At 60.0% G+C, this 12,778-nt stretch carries 11 protein-coding genes; 4 read left to right on the top strand and 7 right to left on the bottom strand.

The features are described 5' to 3' along the window. Positions 1 to 18: 18 nt before the first annotated feature. The gene (gene tcdA, locus ACQRAX_RS06465) at positions 19 to 840 is read left to right on the top strand and encodes a tRNA cyclic N6-threonylcarbamoyladenosine(37) synthase TcdA (RefSeq protein WP_045189637.1); all 822 of its coding nucleotides are present in this window, start codon (positions 19 to 21) and stop codon (positions 838 to 840) included. On the opposite strand, the gene ACQRAX_RS06460 is transcribed toward tcdA, so the two are convergent. The 4 genes from ACQRAX_RS06460 to ACQRAX_RS06445 are packed head-to-tail and all read right to left on the bottom strand — an operon-like array spanning position 819 to position 3,924. Further along, positions 819 to 1,229, bottom strand: a complete 411-nt coding sequence (locus ACQRAX_RS06460) for a SufE family protein (RefSeq protein ID WP_412037912.1) — start codon at positions 1,227 to 1,229, stop codon at positions 819 to 821. The genes tcdA and ACQRAX_RS06460 overlap by 22 nt on opposite strands. After that, entirely contained in the window at positions 1,226 to 2,431 is a 1,206-nt protein-coding gene (locus ACQRAX_RS06455; protein WP_412037913.1) for an aminotransferase class V-fold PLP-dependent enzyme, read from the bottom strand. Before ACQRAX_RS06455 ends, ACQRAX_RS06460 begins: the two co-directional genes overlap by 4 nt. 54 nt (positions 2,432 to 2,485) lie before the next feature. After that, positions 2,486 to 3,520 (bottom strand): 2,3,4,5-tetrahydropyridine-2,6-dicarboxylate N-succinyltransferase, encoded by a 1,035-nt coding sequence (dapD, locus tag ACQRAX_RS06450; protein WP_412037914.1) that lies wholly within the window; start codon positions 3,518 to 3,520, stop codon positions 2,486 to 2,488. Between the two features lie 41 nt (positions 3,521 to 3,561). Beyond that, positions 3,562 to 3,924 (bottom strand): ArsC family reductase, encoded by a 363-nt coding sequence (locus ACQRAX_RS06445; RefSeq protein ID WP_412037915.1) that lies wholly within the window; start codon positions 3,922 to 3,924, stop codon positions 3,562 to 3,564. A gap of 232 nt (positions 3,925 to 4,156) precedes the next feature. Here ACQRAX_RS06445 and ACQRAX_RS06440 point away from each other — a divergent pair, with 232 nt between their 5' ends. Continuing rightward, positions 4,157 to 5,803 (top strand): Na+/H+ antiporter, encoded by a 1,647-nt coding sequence (locus tag ACQRAX_RS06440; RefSeq protein WP_412037916.1) that lies wholly within the window; start codon positions 4,157 to 4,159, stop codon positions 5,801 to 5,803. A gap of 68 nt (positions 5,804 to 5,871) precedes the next feature. Here ACQRAX_RS06440 and dapC read toward each other — a convergent pair whose 3' ends face one another. From dapC to map, 3 genes are read right to left on the bottom strand one after another with little or no spacing between them, the layout of a single operon-like run. Beyond that, positions 5,872 to 7,065, bottom strand: coding sequence for a succinyldiaminopimelate transaminase (dapC, locus tag ACQRAX_RS06435; RefSeq protein ID WP_412037917.1), 1,194 nt, complete (start codon positions 7,063 to 7,065; stop codon positions 5,872 to 5,874). A gap of 22 nt (positions 7,066 to 7,087) precedes the next feature. Further along, positions 7,088 to 9,787, bottom strand: a complete 2,700-nt coding sequence (locus tag ACQRAX_RS06430) for a [protein-PII] uridylyltransferase (RefSeq protein WP_412037918.1) — start codon at positions 9,785 to 9,787, stop codon at positions 7,088 to 7,090. A gap of 21 nt (positions 9,788 to 9,808) precedes the next feature. Further along, on the bottom strand, positions 9,809 to 10,591 hold the full coding sequence (map, locus tag ACQRAX_RS06425; RefSeq protein WP_116549584.1) for a type I methionyl aminopeptidase: 783 nt from the start codon (positions 10,589 to 10,591) through the stop codon (positions 9,809 to 9,811). A 340-nt stretch (positions 10,592 to 10,931) separates the two neighbouring features. Here map and rpsB point away from each other — a divergent pair, with 340 nt between their 5' ends. Both rpsB and tsf read left to right on the top strand, forming a co-directional pair. Further along, complete coding sequence (gene rpsB / locus ACQRAX_RS06420; protein WP_130263453.1) at positions 10,932 to 11,666, top strand: 30S ribosomal protein S2; 735 nt, start codon at positions 10,932 to 10,934, stop codon at positions 11,664 to 11,666. A gap of 189 nt (positions 11,667 to 11,855) precedes the next feature. Continuing rightward, a complete protein-coding gene (tsf, locus tag ACQRAX_RS06415) occupies positions 11,856 to 12,719 on the top strand; it encodes a translation elongation factor Ts (protein WP_412037919.1) in 864 nt (287 codons plus the stop codon). Positions 12,720 to 12,778: the final 59 nt, after the last annotated feature.

Here is a 12,778-nt window from a genome sequence, read left to right as displayed (position 1 = left end):
TTTTTTCGGGGTTTGGCCATGAGTACAGATGATCCACGCTTTGCCGGTGTTGCCCGGTTATACGGTGACAACGGCCTGCAGCGCCTGCGCGAAGCCCATGTGGCAATCGTCGGTATTGGTGGTGTCGGCTCTTGGGCGGCTGAGGCGATGGCCCGTAGCGGCGTCGGCGAAATATCGCTGTTCGACCTCGATGACGTTTGCGTCAGCAACACCAACCGCCAGTTGCATGCCCAAGAGGGCAATATTGGCCGCGCCAAGGCCGAGGTCATGGCTGAACGCCTGCGGGCCATCAATCCGGCGTGCAAGGTGCACGCCGTGGTGGATTTCGTGACCAAGGAAACCCTCCCGGAGTACATCGGTGAGGACATCGACTGCGTGATCGACTGCATCGACAGCGTTATGGCCAAAGCCGCGTTGATCGGATGGTGCAAACGCCACAAGGTCACCATCATCAGCACTGGCGGTGCCGGTGGGCAGATCGACCCGACGCAGATTCGTGTGGCTGACCTGAACAAGACCTTCAATGACCCGCTGGCTTCGCGGGTGCGCTCAACCCTGCGGCGTGACTATGGGTTTTCCCGGACAGTGACGCGCAATTACAGCGTGCCCTGTGTGTTCTCTACCGAGCAGCTGCGTTACCCCAAAGGTGACGGCAGTGTCTGCCTGCAGAAAAGTTTCGTCGGTGAAGGCGTCAAGCTCGACTGTTCGGGGGGCTTTGGCGCGGTGATGATGGTGACGGCGACCTTTGGCATGGTCGCCGCCAGCAAGGCGGTGGAAAAGTTGGTAGGCGGCGCGCGGCGACCCTCTGAGCGCAAGGCTCAAGTGCCAGCGGCAAGCTGAGCCATACGTTGCAGCACGGCGTTCAGACCGTTGCTGCGCGAGGGCGAGAGTTGCCGAGCCAGGCCCAGCTGATTGAACCAGGCGGGCAGGTCCAGTTGCAGCAGTTCGGCGTTGGACAGCCCCTCTACTCGTACCAGCAACAATGCCAGCAGGCCGCGAATGATTCGCGCGTCACTGGCGCCTTTGAAGTGCCACTGACCATCGCGCAGTTCAGCCACCAGCCACACCTGGCTTTCGCAGCCATGCACACGGTTGGCATCGGACTTTTCGGCGTCGTTCAAAGGTGCCAGGCGCTCGCCCCATTGCATCAACAAACGCGCCCGTTGCTCCCAGCCAGCCGCCTGTTCGAAGCTGCTGAGCGCGTCCTGTGCATGCATCGGCAGGCTCATCGCAGCAACTCCAGGGCTTGATCCAGGGCTTCGAAGAAGCGTTGCAGGTCGTCTGAATCGTTGTACAGCGCCAGGGACACCCGAATCGCACCGTCGAGCCCGAAACTTTTCAGCAGTGGCATTGCACAGTGGTGTCCGGCACGAACGGCTATGCCCTGTTCGGTGAGCATGTGCGCGAGGTCCGCGTTGTGTACCCCGTCGACCACGAAGCTGGCCAGGGCCAGTTGCGGTTGGCCGAGCAAGCGAATGCCTTCGCGATCATTCAGGCCGCGTAATAGCGTGCGGTGCAGACCGGCTTCGTGCTCAGCGACGGCGGTCGGGTCGAGCCCGGCCAGGTAGTCAAGGCTTGCGCCCAGGCCTATCACGCTGGCGATTGGCGGGGTGCCAGCTTCAAAACCCAGAGGCGCGGGGCGGAAGCTGGCGTGGTGATAGTCAGCCAACTGGACCATCTCACCGCCGAACTGCCAGTGGCGCAGTCGTGCCAAGGCCTCGGTGCGGCCGTAGAGCACGCCAACACCATCAGGACCATACAGTTTATGGCTGGAGAATACGTAGAAGTCGCACCCTAGCTGCTGCATGTCCTGGCGGCCGTGTACTACCCCCTGAGCACCGTCGACCACCGTCAGTGCCCCTTGGGCATGAGCATGCGCCAGCAAGGGGGCCAACGGCTGCCAGGCGCCGATCACGTTGGACAACTGGCTCACCGCCAGCAGTCGTGTGCGCGGGCCGATTAACTGCAAAGCCGTCTCAAGGTTGACCAGGCCGCGGTCGTCCAGGGGCAGTATCACTAGCCTGAGGCCGCGACGCTGGGCCAATTGTTGCCAAGGCAGCAAGTTGGCGTGGTGCTCCAGGGCACTGATAGCGATTTCGTCACCGGCTTCGAACAGGCCCTCAAGACCATAGGCCAGCAGGTTCAAGGCGGATGTCGCGCCGTGGGTGAATACAATCTGCTGGCGGTCACTGGCATTGAGCCAGCTGGCAACTTTTTCCCGGCTCCGTTCGAACGCTTGGGTCGCCAGGGCGCCAGGAAGGTGTTGGGCACGGTGCACATTGGCGGCGCCGTGGCCGTAATAGTGGCTCAAAGCATCGAGCAATCGTTGTGGTTTTTGCGTGGTAGCAGCGCTGTCCAGGTAGGTCTGGTGCTGGCGTTGCAGAGCGGCGATGGCTGGAAAATCAGCACGCCACGGGGAGGGCTGGAACATGATGATCGGACCTGAATATCGGGCCTGGCGTTAGGCCAGACCCGATGGTACCACTTAGTTGTGGGCGTGCAGCGCTTCGTTCAGCTCGATCGCCGACTTGTGGGTCTTGCACTCCACCGCGCCATTCAACGAGTTGCGGCGGAACAGCAGGTCGGTCTGGCCAGCCAGATCGCGAGCCTTGACCACCTTGACCAGTTGGTTGTGCTCGTCCAGCAGGTTCACCTTGGTGCCGGCAGTGATATACAGGCCGGCTTCGACGGTGTTGCGGTCGCCCAGCGGAATACCGATACCGGCGTTGGCGCCGATCAGGCAGCCTTCGCCGACCTTGATGACGATGTTGCCGCCACCCGACAGGGTACCCATGGTCGAGCAACCGCCGCCCAGGTCCGAACCCTTGCCGACGAACACGCCCGCCGAGACGCGGCCTTCGATCATGCCTGGGCCTTCGGTGCCAGCGTTAAAGTTGACGAAGCCTTCGTGCATGATCGTCGTGCCTTCGCCGATGTAGGCGCCCAGGCGCACACGGGCGCTGTCGGCGATACGCACGCCGGCAGGCACAACGTAATCGGTCATTTTCGGGAACTTGTCGACCGAGAAGACTTCCAGCAGCTCGCCTTTCAGGCGTGCTTCCAATTGCTGTTCAGCCAGTTCAGCGAGATCGACAGCGCCCTGACTGGTCCAGGCGACGTTAGGCAGCAGCGGGAAAATACCAGCCAGGCTCAGACCGTGTGGCTTGACCAGGCGGTGCGAGAGCAGGTGCAGCTTCAAGTAGGCTTCCGGGGTGGAAGTCAGGGCGGCGTCTTCGGCCAGCACAGTGGCGACCAGCGGCTTGTTGCTTTCGGCCAGACGGGTCAGCAGCGCAGCTTGGGCGCTATCGATACCTTTGAGGGCTTCGGCCAGCTGTGCGGCTTGGGCGGTGCTGAAGGCGATGGCCTGGTTGCCACCTTCATAACCCAATACAGGGGAAATTGCGGCGACCAGTTCGGCGCTCGGGTTGATCAGCGGTTGGGCGTAGAACACCTCCAGCCAAGCGCCTTGACGGTTCTGAGTGCCGACACCGAAGGCCAGGCTGAACAGGGTAGTGGACATGCAGTTACCTCTTGCGAATTTGATTGAAAGCGTGCGCCGCGTTATTGCAGGGCGGCCGCGTACAGGTCGGGCTTGAAGCCGACCAGGGTCCGCTCGCCGAGGTCGAGCACCGGGCGCTTGATCATCGACGGTTGGGCCAGCATCAGTTCGATGGCCTTGGCCTGGTCGAGGTCGGCCTTCTGGGCGTCTTCGAGCTTGCGGAACGTGGTACCGGCACGGTTGAGGATTGTTTCCCAGCCGTGTTCGTCACACCAGCGGGTCAGGCTGGCACGGTCAATGCCTTGGGTCTTGTAGTCGTGAAAGTCGTAGCCCAGGCCTTTGTCTTCCAGCCAGGTACGGGCTTTCTTCATGGTGTCGCAGGCCTTGATTCCATAAAGGTGCAATGGCGTGTCGCGGTTGGTCATGTCTTGCCCCTCCTGGGAAAAAATGGTGAAGGATTATGCCACGGTCAAGCGCCTTGGGTTGGCCTCGAAGAGGCAGTTTGTAGCATGGTGTTACAGGCTTTGGCAGCCTCTGCGACTTTTGTGCAGAGGTGCGCATGCAGCCTGAACGGCTACTATGTCGTTTCAATGGCATTGCCCAGAATGGGCGAAAGGTGCGCCGTTGACTGAGTTCGAATAGAAAGGAACACGCCACATGCAATCAGCCTACACCGTTCTCATCCTGCTGATGCTGGTGAGTGTCTCCAAACTTGTCGGCCGGGTCATCCCGTTGCCGTTGCCGTTGGTGCAGATAGGCGCCGGGGCTTTGCTGGCCTGGCCTACGTTGGGCTTGCACGTCGCCCTCGACCCGGAATTGTTTCTGTTTCTGTTCTTGCCGCCGTTGCTGTTTGCCGATGGCTGGCGCATGCCCAAACGCGACCTCTGGCGCTTGCGCGGTCCGATCCTGACCTTGGCTGTCGGGTTGGTGCTATTTACTGTGGTCGGTGCTGGCTACTTTATTCATTGGCTGCTGCCGAGCATCCCGCTGCCAGTGGCCTTCGCGTTGGCTGCAGTGCTGTCACCAACGGACGCCGTCGCCGTCTCGGCGATTACCCAGGACCGCTTGCCAACCCCCTTGATGCACATGCTTCAAGGTGAAGCACTGATGAATGACGCTACCGGCCTGGTGACTTTCAAGTTTGCCTTGGTGGCTGCCATCACCGGTGCGTTCTCCCTGGCTGAGGCCAGTGCAACCTTTGTACTGGTTGCTGTGGGGGGGCTGGCGATTGGTGTGGCGTTGAGCTGGTTGGTCGGCCGTTTGCGCGCCTGGATGATCGCTCGCGGCTGGGACGATCCTGCAACGCACGTGGTGTTCATGCTCTTGCTGCCCTTTGCCGCCTATGTATTGGCCGAACGCCTGGGGGCCTCGGGGATTCTCTCGGCAGTGGCGGCGGGGATGATGCAGAGCTGGCTCGATCTGCTGCCACGCCAGACCAGTACACGCTTGCTCAACCGTAGTGTCTGGTCGTTGTTGGAGTTCAGCTTCAATGGCCTGATCTTCCTGTTGTTGGGGCTGCAGCTGCCCGACATCATCAAGGCCGTGACCAGCCACGAGGCCTCGTTGTGGCCAACCTTGATGTGGCGTTGCCTGGATGTGGTGGCAATCTTTGCGGTACTGGTGGTGCTGCGCTTTGTCTGGGTCCAGGGTGTGTGGCGCTTGATCGGGGTGATTCGGCGCTGGCGCGGTAAGGACGACTTGGTGGAGGTCGCCGATGCCCGCTCCTGCTGGTTGCTGACCATTGGTGGCGTGCGTGGCGCCGTGACGCTGGCCGGTGTCATGTCGGTGCCGCTACTGATCGGTGCGGGCAAGGCTTTCCCTGAGCGGGACTTGCTGATCTTCATTGCCGCCGGGGTCATTCTGCTGTCACTGATATCCGCCTGCATCGCCTTGCCAGTATTGCTGCGCGGGGTGGCCAAGAGTCCTGACGATACCTTGCGCCAGGAGGCTAAAGAGGCGTGGCGAAAGACGGCAGTAGCGGCCATTCATGCGCTTGAGGCCGAAGAGTTGGCCGAGCCGGGGGCTCCTCAGGAGGCGGCCCAGGCGGCGTTGGCTGCCGAGCTCAAGGCTCGTTTGATGGCCGAGTACCGCCATCAACTGGACACGTTCAACGACAATGCCGAGGCTCAGGCCCTGGCCGAGCAAATGGACCAACTGGAGCGGCGCCTACGCCTGCGTGCACTACGGGCGCAGCGTCTGGAGCTGTATAAGCTGCATCGCCATCATCAGGTTGGCGATGATGTGGTGCGTGAGGTATTGGGTGAACTGGATCTGAGTGAGGCGAATCTTGGGGCGGTGAAATAGTCGCAGGAGCAACTGTCTGCACAGATTACGTAGGAGCCGGCCTTGCCGGCTCCTCCAGTGACTCCGGTTTACTTCTGCAGGAAAGCGCGAATTCGCTCTGCAGCCTCAACGCATTCAGCCAGCGATGCAACCAACGCCATGCGTACACGACCGGCACCCGGATTGACGCCATTGACTTCGCGAGACAGGTACGAGCCCGGCACCACTGTCACATGCTCGGCTGCATACAGGTCGCGACAGAACTCGGCATCATCCCCTGGCACCTTCGCCCAAAGATAAAAGCCGCCATCCGGACGCTGTACATCCAGCACCGGCGCCAGAATCTCCAGCACCGCATCGAACTTCTCGCGGTACAGGTCACGGTTGGCCAGTACATGCTCTTCGTCGTTCCAGGCAGCAATGCTCGCCAGTTGCGTTTGCACTGGCATCGCGCAGCCATGGTAGGTGCGGTACAGCAAGAACGGCTTGATGATCTCGGCGTCACCGGCGACAAAGCCCGAGCGTAGGCCTGGCAGGTTGGAACGCTTGGACAGGCTGTGGAATACCATGCAACGCTTGAAGTCGCTGCGGCCCAGTTCCACACAAGCGCTGAGTAGGCCTGGTGGCGGGCTTTGCTCGTCGAAATACAGTTCGCTGTAGCACTCATCGGCAGCGATCACGAAATCGTGTTCGTCGGCCAGGGCAATGAGCCTTTTCAGGGTTTCCATCGGCACCAGCGCGCCGGTAGGGTTACCTGGAGAGCAGAGGAACAGGATCTGGCAGCGTTTCCAGGTTTCAGCCGAGACGGCCTCGAAATCCGGGTTGAAGCCATTGCTGTCCAGGCACGGCAGGTAATGCGGGGTGGCACCGGCCAGCAGGGCTGCGCCTTCATAGATCTGATAGAACGGATTAGGGCTGATCACCAGTCCATCGGCGGCGCGGTTGACCACCGCCTGGGTGAAAGCAAACAACGCTTCGCGGGTGCCATTGACCGGTAATACGTGTTTGTCGGCATCCAGCCAGCCGCTCGGCACGCCGAAACGTTGCTCGCACCAGCGGGAAATGGCTTGGCGCAAGGCTGGCAGACCGGCAGTGGTCGGGTACACCGCCATCTTTTGGAGGTTGTCAGCCAGGGCCTGGGCGACGAACGCCGGCGATTCATGCTTGGGCTCACCGATCGACAGGGCGATGGCGCGTTTGTCGGCGGCAGGCTGGGCGCTGCCGAGCAAGGCGCGAAGTTTCTCGAACGGGTAGGGCTGAAGCTGAAGCAAATCGGTGTTCATCGGCGCAGGGTCTCGTCAAACGTTAAATGGTCAGGCGGGAAACGGTAGCCACGGCAGCCTGGTCGACGCGCAATTGCTCGACGATGGCATCCTGCAGGCGGCTGCACAGCTGTGGGTCGGAGAGCGGCTGGTTGTCGGCATCGGTGATGAAGAACACGTCTTCGACCCGTTCGCCGAGGGTGGCAATCTTGGCGTTTTGCAGCGACAGGTCGAACTCCAGAAAGATCTTGCCGATCCGCGCCAGCAGGCCTGGGCGGTCGGGGGCGCTGAGTTCGAGGATGGTCACTGGGCGCTGGGCGTCGTTGTGGATGGTCACCTGTGGGGCAAAGGTGAAGTGCTTTAGCTGGCGCGGTACCCGGCGCTTGATGATGGTCGGGTAATCGTCCGGGTTGCGCAGGGCGTCGGTCAGGCCGTCGCGAATTGCTTTGACCCGCTGTGGGTTGTCGCCAATCGAGCCGCCGTCGTTGTCGAGCACGATGTAGGTGTCGAGGGTGAACTGGCTGCTGGAGGTGATGATTCGCGCGTCATGGATGTTCAGATTGAGCTGGTCCATGGCCGCGACGGTCACAGCGAAGAAGTCGTGCTGGTCAGGCGCGTAGATGAAGATCTGCGTGCCGCCTTCGAATTCGCGCTGGGTAGTTTCCTTGATCAGCACCAGCGGGCCGCCATCGGCCGGCTGCTGGAGGATCGCATCGCTGTGCCAGGCCACATCGGCGGCGGTGTGGCGCAGGAAGTAGTCATCGCCCAGTTGTGCCCACAGTTGCTCGACGTCGTCCGGGTCGGTGCCTTCGCGAATCAGGATGTCCAGGGCCGCGCTTTGGGTCTGGCGGATCTGTTCTTCGCGTTCCAGCGGGTTCTCCAGGCCGCGACGCAAGGCGCGCTTGGTCTCGGTATAGAGCTGGCGCAGCAGGCTGGCACGCCAGGAGTTCCACAAGCTGGGGTTGGTGGCGTTGATGTCGGCCACGGTCAGCACGTAGAGGTAGTCCAGGCGGGTTTCGTCACCGACCTGTTGAGCGAAATCGTGGATCACTTGCGGGTCGGACAGGTCCTTGCGCTGAGCAGTGGTCGACATCACCAGGTGATTCTGCACCAGCCAGACAATCAGGCGGCTGTCCCAGGCAGGTAGCTGGTGACGTAGGCAAAAAGCCTGTGCATCCACTGCGCCCAGTTCCGAGTGATCGCCCTGACGGCCTTTGCCGATATCGTGATAGAGGCCAGCCAGGTAGATCAACTCGGGCTTGGGTAGGCGGCCCATGAGCTTGCTGGCCAGCGGGAATTTTTCTGACACCGGGGTGTACTGCAGTTTACGCAGGTGCTTGATCAGGTTCAGGGTGTGGGCATCGACGGTATAGATGTGAAACAGGTCATGCTGCATCTGCCCGATGATCAGGCCGAACTCCGGCAAGTAGCGCCCGAGAATGCCGTAGCGGTTCATCCGCCGCAGGTTGCGATGGATGCCGATTTCACACTTGAACAGCTCGATAAACAGGCTGGTATTGCGGATGTCGTTGCGAAACTCGTCGTCAATCAGGTGCCGGTGTTCGCGTAGCAGACGAATGGTATCGGCGCGCACACCCTTGATTTCCGGGTGTTGAGCCATCAGCACGAATATCTCCAGCATGGCGAACGGCGTGCGTTTGAACACGTTTGGCCGCACCGCTTCGATGTAACCATCATGCAGGCGGAAGCGTGCGTTCAGTGGCTGGGTGCTACCGCTGTCGTCGTCAAGAATCAGCTCTTCGAAATGCTGGATGATCAGGTCGCTGAGCTCGGCGATGCTCATCACCACCCGGTAGTACTGCTGCATGAACTGCTCGATGGCGCGCTTGGGGTTGTCATCGCTGAAGCCGAGCAGGGCGGCAGTACTGCGTTGATGATCGAACAGCAAGCGGTCTTCGGCGCGCCCGGCAAGCATGTGCAAGGCGTAGCGGACCTTCCACAGGAACTCCTGGGAGGAGGCCAGCAGGGCGTTTTCGCTCTCCAGCAGGAAACCTTCACCTGCCAGGGCATGTAGATTGAGGGTGCCGTACTGGCGTCGAGCGATCCACAGCACGGTCTGGATATCGCGCAGGCCACCAGGTGAGCCTTTGACGTTGGGCTCAAGGTTGTATTCGGTGTCGTTGTACTTGTGATGCCGGGCCTTCTGCTCGGCGCGTTTGGCCAGGAAGAACTCTTTGCCCGGCCACATGTGCGCGGTGCTGGTGACTTCCAGCATGCGCTGGCGCAGGCGTTCGGGGCCGGCAATGGTGCGGCTTTCCATCAGGTTGGTGACCACCGTCAGGTCGGCGCGGGCCTGCTCGGCGCATTCATCGATCGAGCGCACGCTCTGACCGACTTCCAGGCCGATGTCCCAGAGCAGGGTCAGAAAGCGTTCGATCGAGTCGCGAAACACCTCGTGATCGGCGCTGTCGAGCAGAATCAGCAGGTCGATGTCGGAGTAGGGGTGCAGTTCACCACGACCGTAACCGCCAGTGGCGACCAGGGCGATATCGGCGTCTTCGCTCCAGGTGAACTGGTTCCAGGCTTGTTGCAGGATGTTATCGACGAACCAGGCGCGGTCCTCAATCAGTCGGCGGATCTCGCGACCGTCGCGAAAACGCTTGTCGAGCACGTCGCCCGCCTGGCGGATGGCCTTCTTGAAGGCTGCGATAGGGCTAGCCTTGAGGGCCAGTTCCGCCTGGAACTGGCCGCGGTCGAACAGCTCTGGATCCACCTGGGGCATCGAGTCACTTTCCTGTTTGAATCAGGCCGACGTGCGGGGAATGGTGTCGTCTTTACGCAGGGTGAAGATCTCGTAACCCGTGGCGGTGACCACCAGGGTGTGTTCCCACTGGGCTGAGAGCTTGCGGTCCTTGGTGATGGCGGTCCAGCCGTCGCCCAGTACTTTGGTGTCGGCGCGGCCCTGATTGATCATCGGCTCGATGGTGAAGGTCATGCCTTCCTTGAGCTCCATGCCGGTGCCAGCGCGACCGTAGTGAAGGATTTGCGGCTCTTCGTGGAAGACCTTGCCGATGCCATGGCCGCAAAACTCGCGAACCACCGAGAAGCCATTCTTTTCCGCATGTTTCTGGATTACTTCGCCGATGTCGCCCAGGCGGCAGCCCGGCTTGACCAGTTCGATGGCCTTGTACATGCACTCCTGGGTGACCTGCGACAGGCGTTCGGCCCAGACCGGCACGTTGCCGACGTGGAACATGCGGCTGGTGTCACCGTGGTAGCCGTCTTTGATCACAGTCACGTCGATATTCAGGGTGTCGCCATCCTTGAGCGGCTTGTCGCCGGGGATGCCGTGGCAGACCACATGGTTGACCGAAGTACAGATCGACTTGGGGAAGCCCTTGTAGTTCAACGGTGCCGGGATCGCCTGCTGTACGTTAACGATGTAGTCGTGGCACAGGCGGTCGAGTTCTTCGGTGGTGACACCGGGCTTGACGTGTTCCTCGATCATCTCCAGGACTTCGGCGGCCAGGCGGCCGGCGACGCGCATCTTTTCGATGTCTTCGGCGGTTTTGATGGTGACGGTCATTGCAGGCTCTCTACGGCGCACGGAGGCGCAAATAAACTGGGAAAGGCCAGATTCTACCAGAGCAGCGCTCGCTCCGGCGTCTATGGCAGTGATACAACCTTTATATAGAGGCATTCTGGCGCGATTATAGAAGTGCTGCAAAAGCCGCTGACGGGCGATGCTAATTCAGGTTCCGTTTGCTGCGCTTGTGTGATATAAAATGCGCCGCTTTGCGGGGATAGCCCCGAAAGCTTAAACCCACACACGTGTCGACACGATGACCTGGGTGCCTTGGATCGAACGATCCTCGGTTGGTCATTGGGATACGTGGAGGCCCAACCCGACTTATCAAGGAACTATCATGTCCCAAGTCAATATGCGCGATATGCTGAAGGCCGGTGTGCACTTCGGTCACCAAACCCGTTACTGGAATCCGAAAATGGGTAAGTACATTTTCGGCGCGCGTAACAAGATTCACATCATCAACCTTGAAAAAACCCTGCCAATGTTCAACGACGCACTGACTTTTGTCGAGCGTCTGGCCCAGGGCAAAAACAAGATTCTGTTCGTCGGCACCAAGCGTTCCGCTGGCAAGATCGTTGCTGAAGAAGCAGCACGTTGCGGTTCGCCGTACGTCGATCACCGCTGGTTGGGCGGCATGCTGACCAACTACAAAACCATCCGTGCTTCGATCAAGCGTCTGCGCGACCTGGAAACTCAGGCCGAAGATGGCACTTTCACCAAGCTGACCAAGAAAGAAGCCCTGATGCGCTCCCGTGATCTGGAAAAACTGGATCGCAGCCTGGGTGGTATCAAGGACATGGGCGGCCTGCCTGATGCTCTGTTCGTGATCGACGTTGACCACGAGCGCATCGCTATCACCGAAGCTAACAAGCTGGGTATTCCGGTTATCGGCGTTGTCGATACCAACAGCAGCCCAGAAGGCGTTGACTACATCATCCCAGGTAACGATGACGCCATCCGCGCTATCCAGCTGTACATGGGTTCGATGGCTGATGCCGTTATCCGTGGCCGCAACAACGTTGCCGGCGGCACTGAAGTTTACGCTGAAGAAGCCGCACCAGCTGCTGAGTAATTGACGCCTGGCGTCTACTCGGCACGCAAAAAGGGGGCTAAGCCCCCTTTTTGCCACCTTGAAATCCTCTTGTCAGCATCGCCGTTGCAACCTTGTTACCGCATGAGTGCTGGTGAGTGGATTTACAGAATTGAACGCCCGTCAAGTATCGGGTGGAATGGTTGAAAACCTATCCAAGAGGAATTTGAAATGGCAGCAATTACTGCAGCGCTGGTCAAAGAACTGCGTGAGCGTACTGGCGAAGGCATGATGGATTGCAAAAAGGCCCTGGAAAAGGCTGACGGCGACATCGAAAAAGCCATTGATGACATGCGCGCTTCGGGCGCCATCAAGGCCGCTAAAAAGGCGGGTAACGTTGCCGCTGAAGGCGCGATCGCTATCAAAGCTGACGACAAATCCGCCGTCCTGCTGGAAGTGAACTCGCAGACCGACTTCCTGGCTCTGCAAGACGACTTCAAAAACTTCGTCAACGCCAGCGTTGAAAAAGCCTTCGCTGAAAAGCTGACCGATGCCGCTCCGCTGATCGCCGCTCAAGAAGGCGCTCGTGAAGCCCTGGTTGCCAAGGTTGGTGAGAACGTCAACATCCGTCGCCTGGTGCGCGTTGAAGGCGACGTTGTTGGTACCTACCTGCACGGTAACAAGATCGGTGTTGCGGTTGTCCTGAAGGGCGGCGACGTCCAGCTGGCCAAAGAAATCGCCATGCACGTAGCTGCCAGCAACCCAGAGTTCCTGAATCCATCGGAAGTCTCCGCTGAAGCAATCGAGCGCGAGAAAGCTGTATTCATGCAGCTGAACGAAGAGAAGATGAAGGGCAAGCCTGAGAACATCGTCGCCAACATGATCGACGGTCGTATCAAGAAGTTCCTGGCCGAAGCTTCGCTGGTCGAGCAAGCCTTCGTCATGAACCCTGAAGTCAAGGTCGGCGAACTGGCCAAGAAAGCCGGTGCTGAAATCGTTTCCTTCACCTACTTCAAAGTAGGCGAAGGCATCGAGAAGCCAGTCGACAACTTCGCTGAAGAAGTTGCCGCCCAGCTGGCTGCTGCCAAGCAGTAAGACAGACTTACATCTGTCGCCCCGAAGAGGCTGCCCGCTCACGCGCGCAGCCTCTTTGT

Origin of the sequence: Pseudomonas sp. UM16 (genome assembly GCF_050312595.1) — a bacterium.
Classification (GTDB): domain Bacteria; phylum Pseudomonadota; class Gammaproteobacteria; order Pseudomonadales; family Pseudomonadaceae; genus Aquipseudomonas.
Note: the sequence above shows the minus strand (reverse complement) of the source record. Positions and strands in the feature narration are given on the sequence as shown.